This window comes from Runella sp. R5_40, from assembly GCF_057652295.1.
In genome coordinates this window covers 37,327-60,024 of record NZ_JBYFCH010000002.1, presented here as the reverse complement: position 1 = coordinate 60,024, position 22,698 = coordinate 37,327, and the positions used below count along the sequence as shown (strand labels likewise).

Here is a 22,698-nt window from a genome sequence, read left to right as displayed (position 1 = left end):
GGCTTTGGATAGCAACAGTCAAACTAATTTTAACGATGTATAAGCTAGTACTTTCGCTCGCCTTGTTGATGGGAACTTTGGCCTTTCAAACCCAAGCCCAAAACGTTCTTTCCACCCAAGAAAAAAAGCAAGGTTGGGAATTATTATTTAATGGTAAAGATGTGTCGGGTTGGCATACGTACGGTGGCAAAGGAGTAGGTACGGCGTGGAAAGTAGAAGGTGATGCCCTCAAGCTCGACGTGCCTGTCAGAGCAGGAAACAAAGCCCCTAATGGCGGCGACATTGTTTCAAACGTGCTTGTTTCGGGGGATTTTGAGTTCAAAGCCGACTGGAAAGTAAGTCCATTGGCCAATAGCGGTATTTTCTTTTTTGTGAAAGAAGCGGAGCAGTATAAAAACATGCACAACACGGGGCTTGAGCTTCAGGTGTTGGACGATAAAATTTATGAAGGGGCCGCCGAAAACAAACACCGCGCGGGCGATTTCTTTGGCGTCGCCAATGCACGTCTTCGTGAAATCAATCCTGTCGGCGAATGGAATCAGGTGCACGTAGTGTTTCGGAAAAATAAATTAACAATTACGCTCAACGGTTTTGTGGTTCAAGAACACGACTTATCGAGTGCTGATTGGAAGCAACGAATAGCTAATAGTCCGTTGAAAAATGCACCTATTGCTCAAAATCAGCTAACGGGTGTCATTGGGTTACAAGATTGGGGAAGTACAGTTTGGTACCGAAATGTCAAACTTCGGAAGTTGAAGTAGTGGAGCATTGCCTGAAATTTTTCCCACAGATTTTCCCAGATTTAAAGCCGCAGATTTTCGCTGAATAATTGCTTTATGAAGTTCTTGTTCGGCGAACATCTGCGGGTGAAAAATATTTTTGTACAAAAATCTTATCGCTTCATTGCTACGCGATACAACACTACGGCCATGGCGGCAAATAAGCCTGCGCCGAGGAGTTGGTATCCGCCTTCACCGAAGACTGAAGCAAGGGCGTGTTCGAGGTTGATGTTGGCAAGGGCATTAAAAATACTGTCGTTGACCGAGAGGAGAGCTACAACCACGCCCGCCAATGCACCACCTGCCACCAATCCCGTCGAAAACAAATTCCCTTTGCCCAAGTCAGCGTCTTCTTCTTCGATTCCTTGGCGTTTTGAGTTCCAGTTGACAAACGCTTTGACGCAACCACCCGCAAAAATGGGCAACGTTGTTGAGAGAGGAAGGTACAAACCCACGGCAAACGAAAGCGCGTTGACTCCCATGATTTCGATGGTGAGGGCAATAAAGACACCTACTAACACAAACTGCCAATCGAGGTTAAACGATAAAAGTCCTTTGATAAGCGTGGCCATCAACGTGCCTTGAGGAGCAGGAAACTTGTCGGTGCCAATCGCGTGCTGAATGCCTTGAGCAGCCAAATCAGGGGTGGGTGTGTCGAGCAATTTGACGGTAGCACCAATCACCAACGACGACACAATGACCCCGATGAAAAGGGCAATCTGTTGATAACGCGGCGTAGCACCCACCAAGTACCCCGTTTTGAGGTCTTGTGAGGTGTTTCCTGCATTGGCGGCGGCGATGCAAATCATTCCCCCAATGACCAAAACGGCAGGTTCGTACATTTTTCCTGTTAGCCCAAACCCAATGAAAACCAGTGAAGTAGCCATAATGGTAGCAATGGTCATTCCCGAAACAGGCGACGAACTTGAGCCAATAATACCAACAATGCGGCTGGCGACGGTGACAAAGAAAAAGCCAAAAACCACGACCAACACCGCAATCAAAAACTTGGTTAAGAACCCGTCACCAGGAATTTGGGGTAAAATGACCATCAAAATCACTAGGGCCAAACAGCCAAAAAGCACTACTTTAAACGATAAATCTTGTTCGGTACGGAGGCGAGTGGCATCAGCGCCTGCTTTCATTGAAGCTAAACTTTGGCTGAAGGAAGAGACAATTGTAGGAATGCTTTTAATCAAAGCCATAAAACCACCCGCCGCCACGGCACCTGCGCCAATCTGACGAATATAAGCGCGATAAAGGGCCGATGCAGTGTCAGTAAAGCTGTGAGAATCAGGGTTCCAGCCACCTGGGCCGCCTGCGGTAGCGAGGTCTTTGAGGTAGCCCAATTTGATAAGCTGCTCGGCGATGGTATCGGCAGGAACGAGGGTTGCCAAGAGAGGAATAAGCCCTAGCCAGGCCAAAAGTCCGCCACCTACCAACACGGCTGAAATACGAAAACCAATGATGTAGCCTACGCCTAAGTATTCGGGGGTAATTTCACCGCTGACGACGGCCGAGGGGAAGATTTTGCTGGCTTGAGATGAGGCTAATTTGGGTACTTCGGCAATCACGTGTAAGATTTTTTGGAAGAAAGCATACAGCATGGCCACGCCAAGCCCTTGATAGGCTGTTTTGGCAAGGTCACCGCCTTTTTCGCCCGCAATCAACACCGAACCGCAAGCCGTCCCTTCGGGGTAGGGAAGGGTGCCGTGTTCTTGCACGATGAGCGACCGCCGCAGTGGAATCATCATAAACGTCCCTAAGAATCCACCCAAAATGGCCAACGTGAGAATGGTCCAATAATTGAAAAAATCGGCTCCAATGCTTTTGCCCTCTTCGGTCATGGAAAGAAACAAAAAGCCAGGTAAGGTAAACACCACGCCCGATGCGATGGACTCGCCCGCTGAACCCGTGGTTTGAATGATGTTGTTTTCGAGGATGGTGGTGCCTAAAAATTTGCGACCCAACGAGATAGCCAAAACGGCAATGGGGATAGAGGCCGAAACAGAAAGCCCTGCTTTGAGCGATAAATAGACCGTAGCAGCGCCGAACAATACGCCAAAAATAGCACCCATGACGACCGATTTGACAGTAAATTCGGCGACGCTACTTTCGTTGGGAACGTAGGGTTTGAAGTCTTTTGATTCCATGAAATTTTAAGGTTTAGGAGATAAACCTTAAAGATAGCATTGAAATAGAAAACCACAATTAGGTTTCCAAAATCAACAACATAGCATCGTTCGATAATGCTTCAAATTCTACCTCCGTCACCGACGAAAGTGATAAACCATCGCGAGCATGAAGCAGGCGGTTTTGGACTTCAAATGCACCTTCTATCACAAAAACATACACTCCTTTTCCTGCGGATTGCACTTGATAACTATCCTCTGCCCGCCCGTCATAACGCCCGATGAAACCTGGCACACACGCATTAAAAAGAGGAAGCAACTGATTCTTTTGCGAAAAATCGAACGTATTTATCTCTGTTTTTGGGGTAAAATCTTCTGGCGGACGCTTTAGCCAAATTTGCAAAAAATTCACCAGATGGTCAGGATACGGGTTGGTTACTTTGTAGCTCATCCCTTCCTTTGCCGAAAAGACCTGCACTTGCCCAGCTTCTACAAAACCCGTTTGGTGTAGGCTATTTTCGTATTCCAAAGCCCCAACCAACGGAATCAAGACCACATCCGTCGCTTGGTCAACCGTCATTTCGATGCTACGTTCGTAATCTAGGGTGTCGTCGTTCAGCACGCGTAACGCACCAAATGGCTCACGGTTTTCGGCGCGATAGGCCCCAAAATTGAAACTATGGTAGCTCCGAAACCAGTCGAGTTGTGACACTCCACGTTGGTCGGCTAAAAAAATGACAGCGTCGATTTGGGTTATCATGATTTTTGCAAAGAAGAAATACTCAAAAAGGGTTGAAGAGCAATTAAATCGGTCTCAATGTCTGCACCGGTCGCTAAGGCAGTTCGATGGTCACCGTAGGCCACCAATAAATGGTCGCCGACGGTGTCAATCCAAGTAAGAGGGTCGCTATAGAAATAAATAGCTATTTTATGTTCAGCCTTGTTCTGAATGTTCGATTGAACAATCTCAAACCGAAAACGCTTGAACGGAAGACAAAGCTTGCCGTGAGTGTTGACTATGTCAGGTACAATATCGTTGAGTTGGCGCAAATACCCGATCGCTGCTGTACTCACCATGCCGTGAATCTGCTCGGCATTGGGCACATGGTCGAGTAGTTCTTGCAAGGTTTTATAACGGCTATTAGGGTCAAAATACTGCGCCCTCATAAAAAACTCAAGATGAGTATCGTCAAAAACAAACTTATCCCAAGCTTTCTGTGACGATGCGTCAATCACTTTCCGATAACACAGACTGATTAGTCCTTTCATAAATCCACTAAATATTAGGCACTTACAACAATTGTATGAGTAATTGTATATCCATTGGCTACACTTCCCGAAACCGTACCAAGCTCGTTGGTATATCCATCCCCAAATACGTTATCTTTTTCGTTAGTCGTATCCGCTTTGCCTTTTTTGTAATAGTTGGTGGCGGTAGTAAATACGGTGTCACACACATCGGCAGGAAAAGCGATTTGGGTGACCAACAACGACTTGCCCGTAGAGTCATAGATGTGAACGTGGATGTGTACTGCACGACCCGAATACCACCCAGGGAAAATAGTTGTAAAACCTACATTACCCGACGCATCGGTAGTTTGGCGTCCTCTCAAAAAATGCACTGATGTATAGTTGGTACTTTGCATACCTGTACCGCCGTATTCTGAGTAGTTTCCATCCGCATCGCAGTGCCAAATGTCAACGAGTGCTCCCGACAGCGCTGCGCAGCTATTATTTTTATTTTTGATGGTAATAGTAACTGTCATAGGAAGCCCCGAACGGTCTGAACGAATATCTTTCATGACCAATGAACTAGGAGTCTTGGTTGGGAACGGCCCTTCGGTTTCCGAATTTGTGACTGTACAATTCGAGCTTGACGAGCCATTGGTAGAGCCTTGCGAAGTAGTAGAGCCCGAAGTAGTGGAGGTTGGGTCAACAGTCTCTTTGCTGCAAGAGCTGACAATAGGGACTACGGTTGCAATGCCTAATACCGATAAGCTTCTTTTCAAAAATTCCTTGCGTTCCATATTCGTATGATTTTGGTTAGAATGAGTGATTTTAATTACCCATACGTACAAAGCATTCATAACGTTGTGCAAAAAACCTGTTTTGAGGTAAAGGGCTTAAATGTTGCGGTAAACACAGGTCAGACGATAGTCAGACCACAGTTTACCACTGTACTCTTCGTGGTCTGACTATCGCTGACCAGTGTTTGAGGACTCTTCTACTCTTCGTGGTCTGACTATCGTCTGACCACGGTGTTTTTGACCATTTTTTTGTCAAGTGTTTGGTTCATGGTCACTTGTTCGGCCGAAAGGCGGGCGTTGCTTGCCACGGTGAAACTACCCGCCTGAATATAGTTGAGTGTTGCGGCCAAACAGTTCTCCTGCGTATCGCCCCAGTTTTTGCTGAGTCCATCCGACACCGCCGCATCTACCGCCAAACCTGTATAATAATCTCCTACATTTTGGGCATTCACCGTTTTAAACGCAATCGGAGCAATGACGTAATCCATGACCTCAAAACCGTACATGCCTACGGGCTTACCGTGCGTGGTGCTGCCAATTGTTTTGACGTCCAAATACGGCTTTAGGTTATTGATAAGTAATTCGGATGCTGAAGCAGAGGCCGACGACGTAATGAAGAAAATTCGAGAAAGATTCAAAGCGCCTGTTTTAGAAAAGCGAATCGTCTCGTTCCACTGCGAAAGTTTGGTGTTGTGAAGATAGCTAAACATCACCGACGACTTGGTGACACTCGTAGGAGCAAGCGCGTTGGCCAGCATAATTTGCGTTTCGACGTCCCCTCCGCCATTATAGCGCAAGTCCACGATGAGTTCGTTGACTCCTGCACTTTCAAAATTGCTCAACACCGCTTTTAGCTCATTTTGCGAAGGGGTTCCTGTAAAACTATTGAAGACAAAATAACCCACTTTTCGTCCCGCCACGTCGTAGGTTTTATTAAAAAGCACCGTATTCATCGTGTAAGTCGCGGCTGTTAGCGCAACGGTGGATGTAGTTCCATCCGATTTTTCAAACCCAAAGGTCGTAGAAGTCGCATCATAGAAGGCATTAACAATGGCATCATCCGTCATTGACTTTACCGATTGTCCGTTCAGCGTCGTCAGTTTCCAGCCCCGTTCTACCCCTGCTTTTCCCGCAGGCGATTGGTCATATACATAACGCACACGCAGGTCGTTGTTGGCATCGTATTTTATCCAAAAACCAAAATCTTGCGTTTCGCCGTCCGAAAAATAGCTATTGAAAGTACTCGCCTTTTCCACAAACGACCAGCGGTCTAATGTTTGATAGGTACGCAACGCATCCATCTCACTTTCAGGGTCGGCATACGATCGAGGATTAAACGTAGTAGGAAGTTTATCATACCACAAATAAACATCTTGCATGTACAGCCAAAGCGAATCGCGAATGTCTGCCGTATTTGAGGAGGTATTTGAAGAACTAGAGCCGCTAGAAGTGGTTTGCGGGTCGAGGTTGTTTTGTTTGCAACTAAAAAGGGCAATACAAAACGCCACAGTCATTCCAATAGTAAGTTTTGCCATGTTGCTCATGATACTGTTTTTAAGTTAGGTGAAGAAAAAAACAGGGAGAGGTATGGCAAATTCGGGTGATGCTCAAAAAGTGGATGATTGCGTTAACAATTGCTGTTACGCATATCTTTTCGGGAGCGTTGCAGAAAACCGCGCTCGTGTTTTCTGCGCCGCGCCCGTGGTTTCTCAAAACCACGGACTCAACAGACGCGGTTTTGAGAAACCGCTAACACAGTAGAGAAACTGCTGACACTTACTAGGAAGAAAAACGTTTGAAAAATTCTGCTTCGTAGCTACTTCCAATCGGGATTTCATTTTCACCCAGTGCAATTACTTTATTCCGAACGTTTTGAATGCGTCGCATGGGTACAATAAACGACCGATGCACTCGTATAAAATCCCGTGCTGGCAGTTTTTCAACCATGCTTTTCATGGTCATACGCGCCACGATAGGTTTCGCATTTTCGAGCTGAATTTTGAGGTAATCGTCTAACCCCTCGATAAACAAAATGTCGGCGATGGCAATTTTATAGGTGCTGTAATCGGCTTTGATGTATAAATATTCAACAGCAAGCTCAGGTTCTTCTTTTTTGATGAACTGAGAATAATCCAGCGCTTTGTGGACCCCCTGTTGAAAACGCTCGAAGGTAAATGGTTTCAAAAGATAGTCAACTGCGCTGAGGTTAAAGCCTTCTACGGCATATTCAGCGTAGGCCGTCGTAAAAATCACCATCGCCGCTTTTGGAATCGCTTTAAAGAAATCAATCCCCGACATGGCAGGCATATTTATATCCAAAAAGAGCAAATCCACCTCATTTTCGTTCAAATAAGCCAGCGCCTCGTCGGTACGCGAAAAGGTTTTTTGTAAGTCAACCAAAGATACTTGACTGCAAAAATGAGAAATCACCCGCAGGGCAGGGGGCTCGTCGTCGATGGCAATTGCTTTTAGCATAGTTTGGTATGTTGTTTACATATAAAATAACAGGGTTGTGAGCAACCTTTTGCACGTGAGGTCGGGTTTTGAGAAACCCTTTGCACGTGAGGTCGGGTTTTGAGAAACCCTTTGCACGTAGGGTCGGGTTGTGAGCAACCCTCTGCACGGTGCACGGTGGTTTTACGCTATTCGCAATTGCAAATCTACCGTAAAACTATCCACGCTATCCCCGATTTTTAATTCATAATCATCAGGGTAGAGCAATTCCAGTCGCGTTCTTGTGTTTTCGATACCTATCCCACTCGACGCTTCTTCATCATAAAACACCCGTACTTTTTTGTTAAATGTAGTTAAGGTCAATACCCTTTCTTTTACTGAAATCCGTAGCTGAATCAGCGATTTTTCCTGAGGATTTACGCCGTATTTAAACGCATTTTCGATGAATGAAATCAAAATCAACGGTGCAATTTTATGGCCATTGGGTTTGCCTTCTATCCCAAAGTCCAGCTCTACGGTATCCCCAAGGCGAAGCTTTTGCAGTGCTACATAATTGGAAATATACCCAAGTTCGTGCTCCAATGCCACCCAATCTGTAGCTGCTTCGCGCATGACGTACCGCATCAACGACGACAGCTTCACCACCGCGTCGGCTGTGTGTGGCGACTGCTCAATCGCTAGTGAATAGATGCTATTGAGCGTATTAAATAGAAAGTGGGGGTTGATTTGTGCTTTCAAAAACGACAGTTCGGTATTCAGTTTTTCGCTCTCAGTTTGCCGCAAACGATGGTTGATACGCAACGCTAATGACACAAAAACGCCGACCAAAAACAGAAAAAGCGCATGGCTCAGTTCAAACCCCATAGGAGGTTTGTTATCCGTTATCATTTGGTGAGAAGAGGGCGGGGGAGGAAAATCATGGGGTCTTGCTTCAGCATTGGATGGCGGGGGTGGGTGACCGTGTTCCTCAAAGCGACCTCGGTACATTTCAGGCCCAATTGCTGTTCGGTCGATGGAAGCTAGAAGCAGGAAAATTATCCCAAAAGCAGCTCCAATGCTCAGAGCGTATCGAACATATTTTTTGGGGAAATAAAGGGCAGGAATCAGGTAGTAGTAATTCAAATAAAAGAAACCCAACATAAACAAATACGAGGCAAAACTGGTGAGTTCGTGTGGATTGGAGGTCAGGTGAAGGAGTTGCGAAAGCCCGTTGGGCGCAAAAATGTAGGGGAGAGCCAAAAATGCCAGTCCTCCTAATACATGTACCGTCAGCTGCCACGCGGGGCTTTTCATAAAAGGGTATTTTTGGGGAAAATTAGAACTCCTCTTTATTCCTCCCAAATTCTTGCGGTCATCAGGCATAATTTGTCGGTAGATAAGTATTTATAGCATAGGTTTTGGTTTTTGGTATAGATACGCCTACTTTGTCCCCAAATCCTATAATTGTTTGTTCTGTAGTTATGGCCAACGAAGTACTTCTGCAAATTAGCAGTAAACTGAAAGATTACCGCAAGTCGAAAGGAATAACCATTCAACAATTGGCAGATCGTGCCCAAGTAAGCAAGGGACTTATCTCGCAAATTGAAAACAATCGGACGATTCCTTCTTTATTGGTACTGATCAATCTCATTCGCTCGCTAGGGGTGGATTTGAACGATTTTTTTGCCGATGTAGAACAAGCTTCTGAAGCCAAAGTGCTGGTCAAACGCAGTAGCGAGTATCAGTCGTTTGAAAAAGAACAATCCAAAGGTTTTTTGTACAAACGCATCATGACGCGCAACATCCAAAGCCTTCCTACTGACATTGTTATTTTGGAACTAGCCCCCAAAGCTACCCGTGCTTTCATGGTCAAAACCAATGCTTACGAATATAAATACATCATCAGCGGAGAAGTAGAATACACCGTAGGTGACCAAAAATATACCTTGAGTGCAGGAGATTCTATCTTTTTTGACGCGAACCTCCCGCACAAACCCGTCAATGTGGGTGATACCACCGCTTCTATGCTCGTCATGTATTTCTTCAAAGAATAACTTTGTTTTATTATCAATCCTAAACCTTTACTACCATGAGTCATTTAATTTATGTATTGATTGTAGGTGCTATTTCAGGATGGTTGGCTGGTCAAATAAGACGCGGCTTTGGATTCGGTCTTTTTGGCAATATCGCTGTCGGCATTGTAGGTGCTTTTGTTGGGAATTGGGTCTTCGGTCAGCTCGGCGTCTCGTTGGGGGCGGGTTTATTAAGTACGATTCTCACCTCCGTTATCGGGGCATTGTTGGTGTTGTTCGTGATTGGCCTCATCAAAAAGTAGAGCGTTTATCAACATTTTATACCCAAATAGCCCGTATTTTGCGGGCTGTTTTATTTTAGTCACTCCATTTTCTGTTTTTAGTAGTATGAAACCTTTTATTGTTCTCGCTTTTTTTCTCGTATCTCCGTTGTTATACAGCCAGTCGGTACGTCCAACCACAGAATCCGTCGCAAAACACATTCAGTTTTTGGCCTCCGATAAAATGAAAGGACGGGGTACTGGAAGCAAAGAGAATAAAAAAGCGGCGGCGTATATCATCAAACAATTTAAGAAAAATGGGCTTACACCCCTTGGCACCGACGGTTTCTTACAACCCTTTACGGCAAAAGTGCGCCGCATTGTGGTGCCCGACAGTATTCGTCCTGCTTCAAACGTGATTGGTTTTCTGGACAACGGCGCGCCCTACACCATCGTCATCGGTGCGCACTACGATCACTTGGGCGAAGGCCGCCAAGGAAGTCTGCGCGATGCCAACGCCGTAGGGCAAATTCACAACGGCGCCGACGATAATGCGTCGGGTGTGGCAGGATTGATAGAATTGGCGCGGTATTTTGCCAAAAACGACGTCAAAGAGTCTTACAATTTCTTGTTTATTGCCTTCGGAGCCGAAGAACTGGGTTTGGTAGGGTCGCGGTATTTTGTAAATAATCCTACTTTGCCGTTGGAAAAAATAAATTTCATGGCCAACATGGACATGATTGGCCGCTATGCTCCCGACCGTGGCGTGGGTATCGGGGGGTACGGCACCAGCGATGCTTGGCCCGCCATTTTTAAGGAAGTGAATGGCGGAAGCGTCAAGTTTTTTACGGACAATTCGGGTAGCGGCGGTGCCGACCACGCTTCGTTTTATGCCAAGAAAATCCCCGTTTTGTTTTTCCATACGGGCGGCCACGACGACTACCACAAACCTACCGACGACATCGAAAAAATCGACCTAGCGTCGGAAGTGGGTATCTTAAACATTGAAATTCAACTGATTGAGAATGCCATGAAGTTGCCTAAGCTGAATTTTACTGAGGTGAAGTAGTCCCAACGGTTATATTGACGAAGTTTGGTGCTTTATCTACGATAAACACCAAATTCCTTTCGGTAACCTCATGAGTATTTATCTACGAACCCTTTCGGTGGCCGCAGCCTTGACCGCAGCCACCACCCTAGCTTCTTACAAAAGTAGCCCTTCTCCACGCCCCGCTAAAAAGCCAGCCGTTGCGGCTGCCTATATCAAAGTGCCTGTGGGTTTTAACGTCACTATTTTGGCTGAAGATTTAGAAACACCTCGACATTTGGCCGTTTCTAAAGGCGGGGATATTTACGTCAAAATCAACAAACTCAAAGAAGGCAAAGCCATTTACCGCCTCCGCGACACCAATGGCGACGGAGTTATTGATGAAAAAATTGGCTTCGGCGATTACAAAGGCTCGGGTATGTACATCCGCGGCGGTTATTTGTACGCGTCATCGTCCACGAGTGTTTATCGCTACAAACTAAATGATAAAGAAGAAGTTATCGACTACGATCATCCCGAACTCATCGTCAAAGGGCTGGTGGCTCGCGGCCGCGATGAAGCTAAAAACTTGACCGTCGATAACAATGGCTATGTGTATGTAAACGTAGGTTCGTATGACGAAACGTGCAAACAACCTGGTACCAAACAGGGCATCATGCCTTGCCCGTTGTTGGATTCTATCGGGGGGATTTGGCGCTTCAAAACCGACCGCTTGAACCAATATTACAGCGATGGAATCCGCTACGCTACGGGTTTAAAAAACGTCGTAGGCTTGGATTGGAACTCGACTAACAATTCGCTTTTTGCCCTCATGCACGGTCGCGGGAAGTTCCACGAAGATTTTCCTCAGTATTATACCCCGCAAGACAGCGAAAAATTGCCTGCCGAAACGCTTTACGAACTCCGCCAAGGCGACGATGCGGGCTGGCCTTACGTCTATTATGACCCTTTCCAAAAGAAGAAAATCCTTTGCCCCGAATACGGCGGCGACGGCAAGAAAACGGGAGGAGAAAAAGCGGTCAACCCCGTAGCTGATTTTCCTGCCCACCTTGGCCCTAATGCGTTGTTGTTTTATACGGGTAACATGTTTCCTGCCAAGTACAAAAACGGTGCATTTATTGCCTTCCACGGGCAGTCGCCTGTGTTGAAAAAGGGTTACATGGTGGCTTTTGTACCGTTCAAAAACGGCAAGCCCTCTGGCCCTTGGGAGATTTTTGCAGATAATTTTGCAGGTACTGATTTAGCCAAGCCCACAGGCCCCGTTCAACACCGCCCCACGGGCCTCGCCCAAGGCCCCGACGGCGCCATCTACGTCACCGACGATTTGAACGGAACGTTGTACAAAATTACGTACAAGGCTCCTAAGAAATAGGTTTTCCTAATTGCATAAAAAATCCCGCGTCAGTAATTGACGCGGGATTTTTTTGTGTGTATTTTCCTCTGAAAATTAAGGATAGAGGCTTGCAAAATCAGGCGACTTGGGGGGAGGGTTGTTGTGGAAGAACACCAACAAGAGCTTTAAAAAACTCCTAACCAATTTGAAATATTAAAGCCATATTTTTGTCTACTGCAAGGCCGTAAGCGTTCTTTATTGTTGAAAAATATTTTCGAATGTATGCATTATTTTCTATTGATGTAAATGGGTGTTTTTCTAGCAGACCCTTTTGTAAAAAAAAGTCAAAGTCATCAACAGTAATATAATCGATAGTTTGTTCTTTGATTAATTTAATTTCTTCTGCAAACGAATAACCTATAAAACCATCTGCGGATTTATAGAAATGACAACCCTCTAATATTTTTCTAAAAACCCTCTTTTCAAATCCTGAATAGCTTTCCATAATTTCCATAAAATCAATTAAAAAATAGCTAATATCAGTTTTGACTCCCAATGCTTCCAAGTTTTTGAATCCATTTCTTATATTAACATGTAGCTCTTCGTCAGTGAGCTCATATATGAAGCCTGTTAGTGCCATAGCTTTTATAATATTTTGTTTGATTTTTAGGATAAAACCCTTGTTAGTTAAAGCTGCTAAATAATAAGATTTCATTTAACTTATGTTTAGTTTTTTATCAGGCTGACAGGGGGCTCACCAAGCCCCTTTTTCTCTCCCCTCCAATCCCTAATCATCAGAAGTGACCAACAAATTACGGTAGTCATATTTTTGATAGTCGTTATTTCGTGCTCTTTCCTTCTTAATTTCGATTAATTCATTTTTAACCTCCACTCTTAGCCAGTACTCTGGATTTAAGTGAGAAAACGAACTTAGTTTCAATACAAGACTGGGGTTAAGTTTTCTTTCTCCAACCAAATACTTATGAAGGTTACTCTCTTTCATCTCAAACAAATCTGCTAATTTTTTTGAGTAATGTTAAACGTTTTGAGGTACAGTTTAACAAAATCTAACACCCGTAATGGGTCAGATACGTTCTCGGATTCTATGTAATCTTCAATTTTATACTGTATTGCCAATAGCTCATTTCTTAGCTTTTGCTCTTTTGACTGCGCCCGCGAATGGGACATGATAAAGTCTTTCAAAGCAGCGCTTTTTTCCTCATTCCCAATTGCATCTATTTTAACTTCTTTGTTGTATCTCTCCATTTTAATGCTCCGTACTTTTGGCAATAAACAGCCGTTAATTTAAACACATTTTCTTTATTTCTCTCCAAAATACGGCTTAAACACCCAATAATAGCCTCAGAGAGGCGAAATCTTCGTAGAAAAAGGCTCCCCCCCAAGCCCCATCGGGGCGACCGACGCTCGGTAAAAGATGTCACCCCGATGGGGCTTCTTTTCACGCCTGATTCATTCTTTCTAGTAAGATTTAGCTCCTCTGGAGCAATGAAGAGGCAGGATGGGTCGCCGTGGAAGAATGGCCACAAGGATTTTGAAAACCATTTTAGCCGAAACATCTTCTCTTCCTCAAACTTTGATAGTGCCATCAGTCCACCATTTGATAAATGTGGCTAAGTTTGGGGCAACCCATGTCCTACTATCGGTTTCATGATCCCAAACAAAAATATCGTAACGGTCAAACTTTCCATTGAGCGTTTCAAAACCAAATAAATCTCCATTGCCTGCGTCTGCAATAAAAAAAAGCTGCTCAAAAGGTATTTGAAGTTCTTTAAAATCTGCTCCAGTCCGATATTCTTTGTTTACCTCAATAACTCTATCTATTGTCCAAATTAGGTGTCCTATTTCTTCGCCATTCAGAAGTTCGTCCACCCCATTTGTTTCATAATATAGTTCTTCAAGTTCCCTTGGAAGTTCTTCGAGACTAAATTGAGCACTCAAATCCTCCAATAGGTTAGCTGAAACAGGCAAATTAAAACCATAACTTAACCCCTCGACAGTTAAGCTTAATGTTTTTATGTATTCTTTCCAATCCATTGTGGTCTCACTAAGGCTGTTTTTAAGGCATTTTTTCAAACTCCAAGTTACTAAAGAAAATTTTCTTTCTTTCATTTACCCCAAAATCCCCCACCTTCCTTAGTCCAAATCTTCCCATCCAGCGTACTCTAAAAAAGACCATTGAGAGATATGAAAAAACTAGGTTGGTGTAGCCTTGTACTGGGAATTGGTTTATCTACAAGCTTCGCCCAAACGGGCAGCGTTCACGAACCTGTGCGCTACGTAGGTGGCATCAGCGCCGACCCGCAAGTCCACGAAGGGCGGTTGCGCTATGCCATTGGTGTGGAAAGTCGGCAGACGCTGCGGGTCAACCGTACGCATCCTGAATTGGCCGATGGTTTTGGCTGGACGTACAACCACGCCTCCACCCTTTGTTATTGGAACAACACCTTTTACCAACAATACCTCAGTAACCCCGTCGATGAGCACATCGCCCCAGGCCAAACCTTGGTGGTTACTTCCAAAGACGGCCGCACTTGGAGCAAGCCTACTGTGGTCTTCCCGCCGTATGTCGCACCCAAGGGTGTCAAAATCCCCAAAGGGTCAGACGGTTACATGATGCACCAGCGCATGGGCTTCTACACCGCGCCCAACGGCCGTTTGTTGGTGCTGGCTTTTTATGCCCACGCCGAAGAACCGTTTCGGGAAGGGGGAATCGGGCGAGTGGTGCGGGAAGCCTACAAAGATGGCACGTATGGCCCCATTTATTTTATTCGGTACAGCAGCCATAAAACCGTGGATGGGGTTCAGTGGACCGAGAAAAATACCAGTTATCCCTTTTACCAAAAATCAACCGACCAAGGGTTTGTGGAGGCTTGCAACGCGCTTTTGGGCGATAAACTCATGACGCTCCAGTGGCGAGAAGAGGACAACGGCTTAGACGGTTTTTACAAAAACAACCTCGATAAATCGCTTGATATTCAGGCGCTCTCGTATTATCACCGCAAAGATGGCAAGGTGGTTGCTCTCTGGAAACGGTCAAAAGCTGCTTTATCTGACGACGAAGGGACGACGTTTTCTACGCCTGTCAAAGTCCCTACGCTGACCATGGCTGGTGGCAAACAATGGGGGCAACGCACCGACGACGGGCGCTATGCCATTTGTTATAATCCCATTGAAATGGACGAACATCGCTTTCCGCTCGTCATCATCACGGGCGACGACGGGGCTATTTTCGATAACATGCTTTTGGTACAAGGCGAAGTGCCGCCGCGTCGATTTTTTGGCCGTTGGAAAGATTTTGGCCCTTGTTACATGCGCGGCATGGAGGAAGGAAACGGCAACCCGCCTGGCAACGATATGTGGTTGTCGTACAGCATGAACAAAGAAGATATTTGGATTAGCCGCATTCCTACGCCCGTGCGATACGAAGTAAAAGGCGATGTCAGCGATGACTTTAATGCGCTTCAAAACAACGGCTCAGTACCCGACTGGAACATTTATGCTCCGCAATGGGCACCCGTCACGGTTGTGGCAACACCCCAAAAGCAAGGAAAATGCCTCGAATTGGCCGACAAAGACCCCTACGATTACGCACGCGCCATTCGGGTGTTTGAAGAAAGCTCTCAAATCGAATGTTCGCTGACGGTATCACCTGCCCAAAACAAGACAGGTTCCCTAGAAATTGACCTCACCGACCGCTACGGCAACCGCCCCGTTCGGCTACGTTTCGACGACAAAGGCAACATCGTTGTGACTGATGGCGGTACCGAAAAAATCGTCCAAACGTATGATGCCTCGCAATGGTACACGTTAACGTTCTCGGTCAATGCCCAGCTCGCGGGCGGCTCTTTCGACTTAGCCATCAACGGCAAGAAAGTGGTGGAAAAGGCGGCGTTGGCAGAAGCGGTAAAATCAGTAGAACGCCTGTCGCTACGCACTGGCCCGTACCGCGATTTACCCAATCGAAAAACCCCCAACGAAGACCCACACCCGCCACTTGCGGGAGCTGATGAACCCGTTGCAACTGCCATTTTTTTCGTGGATGATGTTGTGGTGAAGAAACGGTAAATCTGTGAGAAAAATCGGAGAAAAGGGGGGTACTATTGCACTAAAAATCAGTAGTATAGAAAATTCTTGAACCCCCAAAAACCAGTATTCTCATGGAAGAAAAAAAAATCACTCCACACGCCAACAGTCGTCGCGATTTTTTGAAAGCTTCGTCGGTGGCAGCCACTTCTTTTTTTATTGTTCCTCGTCACGTATTGGGCAAAGGTTTCGTCGCACCGAGCGATAAACTCAACATCGCAGGAATCGGCGTCGGTGGAAAAGGAAAAAGCGATTTAGCGTCGTTTGCCAACAGTCCCAACGTCAACATTGTCGCCCTCTGCGACGTGGACGACCGCCAAGCCGTTGAATCCCGCACGCGTTTCTCTAAAGCTACGTATTACAAAGACTTCAGAGAGATGCTTGCGAAAGAACATAAAAACATCGACGCTTGCTCTATTTCTACCCCCGACAACACCCACGCCGTGGCGACGCTGGCTGCCATGCAATTGGGCAAACACGTTTACACCCAAAAACCACTCACGCACGACATTTACGAAGCGCGGATTTTGGGGATGGCTGCCAAAAAATACAAGGTGGTCACCCAAATGGGAAACCAAGGTGGTTCGGGCAACGGCGTTCGTCGTATGAAAGAAATCTATGACTCAGGTATCATCGGCGATGTGCATAAAGTATTGACGTGGACCAACCGCCCCGTTTGGCCGCAAGCCATCCCAACCGACAAAACCTACGAAGTTCCCAAAGAATTGGACTATGATTTGTGGCTCGGCCCTGCCAAAAAAGTGCCTTACAACGAAGCGTACTTGCCTTGGAACTGGCGCGGTTGGTGGCCTTATGGTACGGGAGCCCTCGGCGACATGGCTTGCCACATCATGGATCCCGTGTATCGTATTTTGCCGATTGATTATCCCACTTCGGTGGAATGTAGCGTGGCAGGTACGTGGACGTTTACCCTCCGCCCGCAAGACGATAATCCCGATTGGACGCCTTTTTCAACCTCCATCCACTTGGATTATCCGCGTAAAGACGGCAAAGGCAACATCAAAGTAAGTTGGTACGACGGCGGTATTTTACCCGAATTACCCGAGGAGTTATTGCCAGGTGAAAGCTTCGGAAACTCCGACGGAGGGGTATTGTTTATCGGAACCAAAGGCAAACTCATGGCTGACTGCTACGGCGCCAAGCCTCGTTTGTTGCCTTTGAAAGCCAACGAAACCCTCAATATTCCCGAAACCATACCGCGCGTTCCCAACGAAGACCACTATTTGCAGTGGGTGAATGCTTGCATTGCGGGCTACGGCAAAGGCGTAACCAGCTCGCCGTTTGAGTATGCGGCACCGTTTACCGAAAGTATTTTGATTGGTAACTTGGCCATCCGTAGCTGGATGTTGCGCGATAACCCAACTGCCAAGCGTTCGGTTGACCGATATAATGGCCGTAAGAAATTATACTACGACGCGCCAAACATGAAAATTACGAATTATGACTTGGCCAACCAATTTGTAAAACGTGACTACCGCGAAGGCTGGAGCTTAAATCTGTAATTTTTTTAGTACGTACTCATAGACCCTCCAAGTTTCCAAAACATGCTTTTATAGACCTTTATAGACCTGCCAAGTTTCCAAAACTTGGCAGGTCTTGCTGCTTTTCCTAGACCTTCTAAGTTTCCAAAACATGTTTTCATAAACCTGCCAAGTTTCCAAAACATGCTTTCATAGAGCCTCCAAGTTTCCAAAACTTGGAAGGTCTTACTGTTTTATAAACATAAGTTCAGTAATTATAAACAAAAACCACCACCTTTGTGATTTCACTTTTATTCGTAAAAAAGGAATTGCAAATAATGGATTCGGGAAATATAGTAGTGTTTACGGCATCGGGGCAGGAAATGGAATTGCTGAACAAAAAGTTGCCTGAATTACGCCCAGGTGAAATCTTGGTTCAGAACCACTATACCACCATTTGCGGCAGCGATTTACACACATTTTGCGGGCTACGAAAGGAAAAAACGCCCACGGTCTTGGGCCACGAGATTGTCGGGAAAGTGGTCAAAATAAGCGATGCTCATTCGGGGAACGATTACTCAGGAGCACCGCTTCGTCAGGGCGACGTCGTTACGTGGAGTATTTTTTCGGCCAATGAATCATCCGACATGGCGCAACGCGGAATGCCCCAAAAATCCGAAAATGTCTTCAAATACGGCCACGCCCTCGTCACCGACGACGACTGTTTTCACGGTGGCTTGGCCGAATATACCATTCTGAAACCCAACACGGCGGTGCTCAAGCTTCCTGAGGAAGTGCCCCTTCCCGTGGCGGCAACCATCAACTGCGCCGTGGCTACCGTCGCAGGAGCTTTGCGCCTCGCGGGTGAACTCACCCACAAAACGGTACTTATCACGGGCATGGGTCTGCTGGGTGTTGTGTGTGCGGCGATGTGCCGAGTAGCAGGCGCGGCCAAAATCATCGCCGCCGACATCGACGAACTCCGTTTGCAACAGGCAATTTCTTTTGGGGTGAACCAAACGCACTTGCTTCAGCATCAATCTATTGACACCCCCATCGACGTCGTTTTTGACATGAGTGGAGCACCCACTGCCATGGAAGCGGGTATCGAAGCCCTCGGCATAGGAGGCATCGCAGTGTGGGTAGGGGCGGTCTTTAAAAACCGTAAAATCGAAATTGACGCCGAACAAATCATTCGCCGCTTGATTACGATTCGCGGATTGCACAACTACAATTACGACGACTTTGCCAATGCCGTGGCCTTTATTTCTCAGCACCATCGGTCGTTCCCTTTTGAACAGATTGTGGCCAAAGAGTTTTCTCTTCCTGAGGCCGAACAAGCCTTCCAATACGCCCTCACACACAAACCCCTCCGCGTAGGAATTCGCATAAACCACCTTTAACTTACATGAATTCATCTTTCCGTAGTCAGCAGTGGAAAATGTTGTTGGTCACGATGCTGTGTTACTTGTTTTTTTACACAGGTCGGCACAACTTCGGCTGGGCTGCCAAAGGCATGGCGTCTGCCCTCAACGTTCCTTATTCGTTCATTGGTTGGATTAGCTTTGCCATGTTGTTGGGCTATGCCATTGGGCAATTTATCAACGGCAACCTTGCCGACCGCGTCAGTGCGCGGTTTATGATTGTCACGGGAGCATATTTGTCGGTACTTACCAACATCGCCATTAGTTACAGCAACTCCATCACCGTCATCCTGATTTTGTGGGCTTTCAATGGCTATTTTCAATCGATGGCTTGGGCGCCTGGTAGCAAACTTATTAGCAATTGGTGGAGCAAAGCCGAACTGGGGAAAGCCTTCGGGTTTTATACCATGGCCGCGGGGTTTTCGTCGGCCGTTACTTACCTACTTTCCATTATTTTGCTCCAGCAAGGCATGGAATGGCGAATGCTTTTCCGACTTCCAGTACTGTTGTTACTGGTAGCTGCTACCATTTTTTTGATTTTTGCCAAAGACACCCCTTCGCAAGCAGGTTTTACACTAGAGAATGAACATGCCTCCCAAAACGTAGTACAGGAAGGTTGGTGGAGTCGCTACCGCACCGTGCTGTCGCATCGCCATTTTTTGTTTACGGCTTTGGCACTCGGTTTTGAAAGCATGGCGCGTTATGGGCTTATTTTTTGGGTTCCTGTTCATTATTTGGGTAAAACGTGGAAAGAAAACCCCAGCAACCTTTGGGTAACGTTTTTGCTACCCGTCGGCATGGCCTTTGGTGCGCTTTCTTTTGGGCTATTGTCCGATACTTTTTTCAAAGGAAATCGCATCCACGCCATCCGTTTTGGAATGGCTGTCAGTGCGGTTATTTCATTGCTCGTTTTTATAACCCCAACGGATAGTTTGGTGCTAGGCGGTTTTTTGATGCTGTCGGTGGGCTTTTTTGTCTATGGCCCTCAATCTTGTTTTTGGGCACTTAGCCCTGAGATGTTGGGGCAAACTTACACGGGTACGGGCGTGGGTTTGATGAATATGTGTGCCTACGTTTTTGCCGCCCTTGGTGAGCCTTTGTTTGGATATATTATTGACAAAACGGGTAATACCTCCACCATTTTTATCTTTATTGCAGGAATTTGTTTCTTGTCGGTCGTGATGATTTCATTGGCAAAAAGGGCTTGGGCAAATTCAGTTCAACGCGTAGTTTGATAAACAATGGACATCTCTTCGACTTTTACGTGGCAACTTTGGGCGTTGGTCTATTTGGGCGCTTTTATCATTGGCTTGGCCAAAGCGGGTCTCAAAGGCGTCGAAATGCTCAACGTGACCATCATGGCTTTGGTATTTGGTGGAAAAGCTTCTACGGGCGTGGTCTTGCCAATGCTCTGTGTTGCGGATATTTTGGCTGTTTTGTACTATAACCGCCACGCCCAATGGAAATACTTTTGGCAACTGTTACCTTGGATTATTTTTGGGGTGTTGTCGGGGGTATATATTGGGAATATACTGGAAGAGGCGGTTTTTAAGAAAATTATGGCTTTTGTCATCTTACTCATTGTAGGAGTAATGAGTTGGCTCGAATACCGTAAATCGGCTCCTATTCCCACCAGCAAGTGGTTTGCCGCTACAATGGGAATTGTGACGGGTTTTACGACCATGCTGGGGAATCTGGCGGGGCCACTCTCGACGATTTATTTTCTTGCCCTTCGTCTTTCAAAAAACGATTTGATTGGCACCGCCGCTTGGTTGTTTTTAGTGATTAATTTGTTCAAACTTCCGTTTCAGGTGTTGGTATGGCACAATGTCACGTTTGATACCCTTCAGCTTAATTTGATGCTGCTCCCTGCGCTGGTGTTAGGCTTTTTTGTGGGTATTCGCATCGTTTCTATCATCCAAGACAACAATTACCGTCGGGTGATTTTGGGATTGACATTGTTAGGAGCGTTGGTGATTTTTATGCGTTAAATAGTATGATTGAGTAGGGAAAGAGTACTATTTATACGTTAAAAAGCCCCGTATGAATCGTCTTTTTCTTCTGTTTTTGTTTCTTTATCAAGGAGTTGTAATTGCCCAAAAAGAGCGACGTGTCAACGTTAAAACCTTCGGTGCGAAGGGGAATGGAACAACACTCGACACCAAAGCCATCCAAAAGGCCGTTGACCATTGTGCCGCCCAAGGTGGTGGAACGGTCTGGTTTCCCGCTGGCCGTTATTTGACAACCACCGTTTTTCTGAAAGACAACGTCACGCTTGATATTCCTGCGGGTACGACCATTTTGGGCGCGACTGATATTTCGTTGTACCCTGTTCTTACCCCCAAAATCCCTTATTACAGCAATGATAACATTCATTTTGCGCTGTTTTATGCAGAGGGAAACCAGAATATTAGCCTACGTGGCAACGGTATCATCGATGGCCAAGGGGCTGCTTTTAAAGATACTTCCCCCGCTTTTCCCAAAAATTATAATGCACGGCCGTTTGTTTTTTGGTTTGTACAAGTGAAGGGATTAACCGTCAAAGAATTACACTTGCGAAATTCGGGGTTTTGGATGCAGCACTACTTGAATTGTGAAGAAGTGTTGATTGATGGTATTGAGGTATTCAACCATAGCAACAAAAACAACGACATGATGGACATCGACGGTTGTAAAAACGTTCGGATTGTCAATTGCCTTGGCGATAGCGACGACGACGGCATTACCCTCAAAAGCATGAATCAGTACCCTGTCGAAAATGTCGTTATTAGTAATTGTATTTTGAGCAGCCATTGCAACGCCATCAAGTGCGGTACCGAGTCGTCGGGAGGGTTCAAAAATATTGCCATCACCAATTGTGTCGTACGGCCGTCCATCGTTTCTGACCGCGCTATTTACGGCAACCCTACAGGTAATTCAGGGATTACGCTTGCGACCGTCGATGGTGGAGACCTGGACGGTATTGTCATTGATAACATTCGCATTTCGGGGCCACAAGCACCTATTTTTTTGAGGTTGGGTAATCGGGCACGGCCTTATAAAAAGGACCAAGAAAATGTCCCCGTTGGTGCATTGCGCAATGTGTACATTTCTAATGTGGTAGCTACAGGAGCTTCCCGTTTGGGCTGTTTGCTGGCGGGTTTGCCTGAGCACCCCATTGAAAATGTGCATTTATCCAATATTTCTATCTCGTTTTCGGGTGGTGGCACCCTAGCCGATGCGCAAAAACAATTGCTCGAAAATGAGAAAAAATACCCCGATGCCGAGCAGTTTGGCCTCAGCAACGCCTATGGTTTTCAAGTGCGACATGCTCGTGCTATTTCACTGAAAAACATTCAGTTGAATTATTTGAAAACCGACGACCGTCCTGCGGTGGTTTTGGATAATGTACAACAAGGGACGGTAGAGGGAATAAGTGCTGTAGTATCGCCCAACGCCGAAGCATTTGTGCAACTGCGGAATTGTCAGGCCATCAAAGTAATTCATTGTTTTCCCGAATTTGCTTCAACCTCCGCGTCCTTTCTCAAAGCTTCTAATGTTAAAAATGTATTGTTGTTAAACAACGATTTAAGAGGTTTTGCCAAGCCCATTGCCACCGAAAATACGGCCGCCGAAGAAATTATGCTCAAATAAAGCGGCCTTTA

At 46.0% G+C, this 22,698-nt stretch carries 21 protein-coding genes; 11 read left to right on the top strand and 10 right to left on the bottom strand.

Annotated elements, in window-relative coordinates:
- The first annotated feature begins 35 nt into the window (after positions 1 to 35).
- Complete coding sequence (locus AC23N5_RS05075) at positions 36 to 761, top strand: 3-keto-disaccharide hydrolase (RefSeq protein WP_487754717.1); 726 nt, start codon at positions 36 to 38, stop codon at positions 759 to 761.
- Positions 762 to 892: 131 nt separating this feature from the next.
- On the opposite strand, the gene AC23N5_RS05070 is transcribed toward AC23N5_RS05075, so the two are convergent.
- The 7 genes from AC23N5_RS05070 to AC23N5_RS05040 form a co-directional block, all read right to left on the bottom strand.
- Complete coding sequence (locus AC23N5_RS05070; protein WP_487754716.1) at positions 893 to 2,932, bottom strand: OPT family oligopeptide transporter; 2,040 nt, start codon at positions 2,930 to 2,932, stop codon at positions 893 to 895.
- A gap of 58 nt (positions 2,933 to 2,990) precedes the next feature.
- Entirely contained in the window at positions 2,991 to 3,671 is a 681-nt protein-coding gene (locus tag AC23N5_RS05065) for a pirin family protein (RefSeq protein ID WP_487754715.1), read from the bottom strand.
- On the bottom strand, positions 3,668 to 4,180 hold the full coding sequence (locus AC23N5_RS05060) for a hypothetical protein (RefSeq protein WP_487754714.1): 513 nt from the start codon (positions 4,178 to 4,180) through the stop codon (positions 3,668 to 3,670). The genes AC23N5_RS05065 and AC23N5_RS05060 overlap by 4 nt, the downstream gene beginning before the upstream one ends.
- Before the next feature lie 14 nt (positions 4,181 to 4,194).
- Entirely contained in the window at positions 4,195 to 4,938 is a 744-nt protein-coding gene (locus tag AC23N5_RS05055; protein ID WP_183975352.1) for a dioxygenase family protein, read from the bottom strand.
- Positions 4,939 to 5,153: 215 nt separating this feature from the next.
- Positions 5,154 to 6,473, bottom strand: a complete 1,320-nt coding sequence (locus tag AC23N5_RS05050) for a S41 family peptidase (RefSeq protein ID WP_487754713.1) — start codon at positions 6,471 to 6,473, stop codon at positions 5,154 to 5,156.
- A 244-nt stretch (positions 6,474 to 6,717) separates the two neighbouring features.
- Positions 6,718 to 7,413, bottom strand: coding sequence for a LytR/AlgR family response regulator transcription factor (locus tag AC23N5_RS05045; RefSeq protein WP_487754712.1), 696 nt, complete (start codon positions 7,411 to 7,413; stop codon positions 6,718 to 6,720).
- 162 nt (positions 7,414 to 7,575) lie between these two features.
- A complete protein-coding gene (locus AC23N5_RS05040; protein WP_487754711.1) occupies positions 7,576 to 8,685 on the bottom strand; it encodes a sensor histidine kinase in 1,110 nt (369 codons plus the stop codon).
- Between the two features lie 167 nt (positions 8,686 to 8,852).
- Between AC23N5_RS05040 and AC23N5_RS05035 the strand changes: the two genes are divergently transcribed.
- The 4 genes from AC23N5_RS05035 to AC23N5_RS05020 all read left to right on the top strand — a co-directional run bounded on the left by AC23N5_RS05035 (position 8,853) and on the right by AC23N5_RS05020 (position 12,084).
- A complete protein-coding gene (locus AC23N5_RS05035; RefSeq protein WP_122933802.1) occupies positions 8,853 to 9,425 on the top strand; it encodes a helix-turn-helix domain-containing protein in 573 nt (190 codons plus the stop codon).
- A 35-nt stretch (positions 9,426 to 9,460) separates the two neighbouring features.
- Positions 9,461 to 9,706 carry a GlsB/YeaQ/YmgE family stress response membrane protein gene (locus tag AC23N5_RS05030; RefSeq protein WP_183975345.1) on the top strand — a complete coding sequence of 82 codons (246 nt, stop codon included), beginning with the start codon at positions 9,461 to 9,463 and terminating at the stop codon, positions 9,704 to 9,706.
- 85 nt (positions 9,707 to 9,791) lie between these two features.
- Positions 9,792 to 10,733, top strand: a complete 942-nt coding sequence (locus AC23N5_RS05025; protein ID WP_487754710.1) for a M20/M25/M40 family metallo-hydrolase — start codon at positions 9,792 to 9,794, stop codon at positions 10,731 to 10,733.
- A 70-nt stretch (positions 10,734 to 10,803) separates the two neighbouring features.
- Positions 10,804 to 12,084: a PQQ-dependent sugar dehydrogenase gene (locus tag AC23N5_RS05020; protein WP_487754709.1), complete on the top strand. Its 1,281-nt coding sequence runs from the start codon at positions 10,804 to 10,806 to the stop codon at positions 12,082 to 12,084.
- 157 nt (positions 12,085 to 12,241) lie between these two features.
- On the opposite strand, the gene AC23N5_RS05015 is transcribed toward AC23N5_RS05020, so the two are convergent.
- From AC23N5_RS05015 to AC23N5_RS05005, 3 genes are all read right to left on the bottom strand, one after another.
- Complete coding sequence (locus tag AC23N5_RS05015) at positions 12,242 to 12,760, bottom strand: hypothetical protein (protein ID WP_487754708.1); 519 nt, start codon at positions 12,758 to 12,760, stop codon at positions 12,242 to 12,244.
- Positions 12,761 to 13,062: 302 nt separating this feature from the next.
- Positions 13,063 to 13,311 (bottom strand): hypothetical protein, encoded by a 249-nt coding sequence (locus AC23N5_RS05010; protein WP_487754707.1) that lies wholly within the window; start codon positions 13,309 to 13,311, stop codon positions 13,063 to 13,065.
- A 321-nt stretch (positions 13,312 to 13,632) separates the two neighbouring features.
- Positions 13,633 to 14,100, bottom strand: a complete 468-nt coding sequence (locus tag AC23N5_RS05005; RefSeq protein ID WP_487754706.1) for an SMI1/KNR4 family protein — start codon at positions 14,098 to 14,100, stop codon at positions 13,633 to 13,635.
- 150 nt (positions 14,101 to 14,250) lie between these two features.
- On the opposite strand from AC23N5_RS05005, the gene AC23N5_RS05000 reads away from it, so the two are divergent.
- The 6 genes from AC23N5_RS05000 (at position 14,251) to AC23N5_RS04975 (ending at position 22,687) form a co-directional block, all read left to right on the top strand.
- A complete protein-coding gene (locus tag AC23N5_RS05000; protein WP_487754705.1) occupies positions 14,251 to 16,131 on the top strand; it encodes a hypothetical protein in 1,881 nt (626 codons plus the stop codon).
- A 92-nt stretch (positions 16,132 to 16,223) separates the two neighbouring features.
- On the top strand, positions 16,224 to 17,672 hold the full coding sequence (locus AC23N5_RS04995; RefSeq protein WP_028525146.1) for a Gfo/Idh/MocA family protein: 1,449 nt from the start codon (positions 16,224 to 16,226) through the stop codon (positions 17,670 to 17,672).
- Positions 17,673 to 17,929: 257 nt separating this feature from the next.
- Positions 17,930 to 19,033, top strand: a complete 1,104-nt coding sequence (locus AC23N5_RS04990) for a zinc-binding dehydrogenase (RefSeq protein WP_487754704.1) — start codon at positions 17,930 to 17,932, stop codon at positions 19,031 to 19,033.
- A 5-nt stretch (positions 19,034 to 19,038) separates the two neighbouring features.
- Complete coding sequence (locus tag AC23N5_RS04985) at positions 19,039 to 20,289, top strand: MFS transporter (RefSeq protein WP_487754703.1); 1,251 nt, start codon at positions 19,039 to 19,041, stop codon at positions 20,287 to 20,289.
- Between the two features lie 6 nt (positions 20,290 to 20,295).
- Positions 20,296 to 21,045 carry a sulfite exporter TauE/SafE family protein gene (locus AC23N5_RS04980; protein ID WP_487754702.1) on the top strand — a complete coding sequence of 250 codons (750 nt, stop codon included), beginning with the start codon at positions 20,296 to 20,298 and terminating at the stop codon, positions 21,043 to 21,045.
- A gap of 52 nt (positions 21,046 to 21,097) precedes the next feature.
- On the top strand, positions 21,098 to 22,687 hold the full coding sequence (locus AC23N5_RS04975; RefSeq protein ID WP_487754701.1) for a glycoside hydrolase family 28 protein: 1,590 nt from the start codon (positions 21,098 to 21,100) through the stop codon (positions 22,685 to 22,687).
- The last annotated feature ends 11 nt before the right edge of the window (positions 22,688 to 22,698 follow it).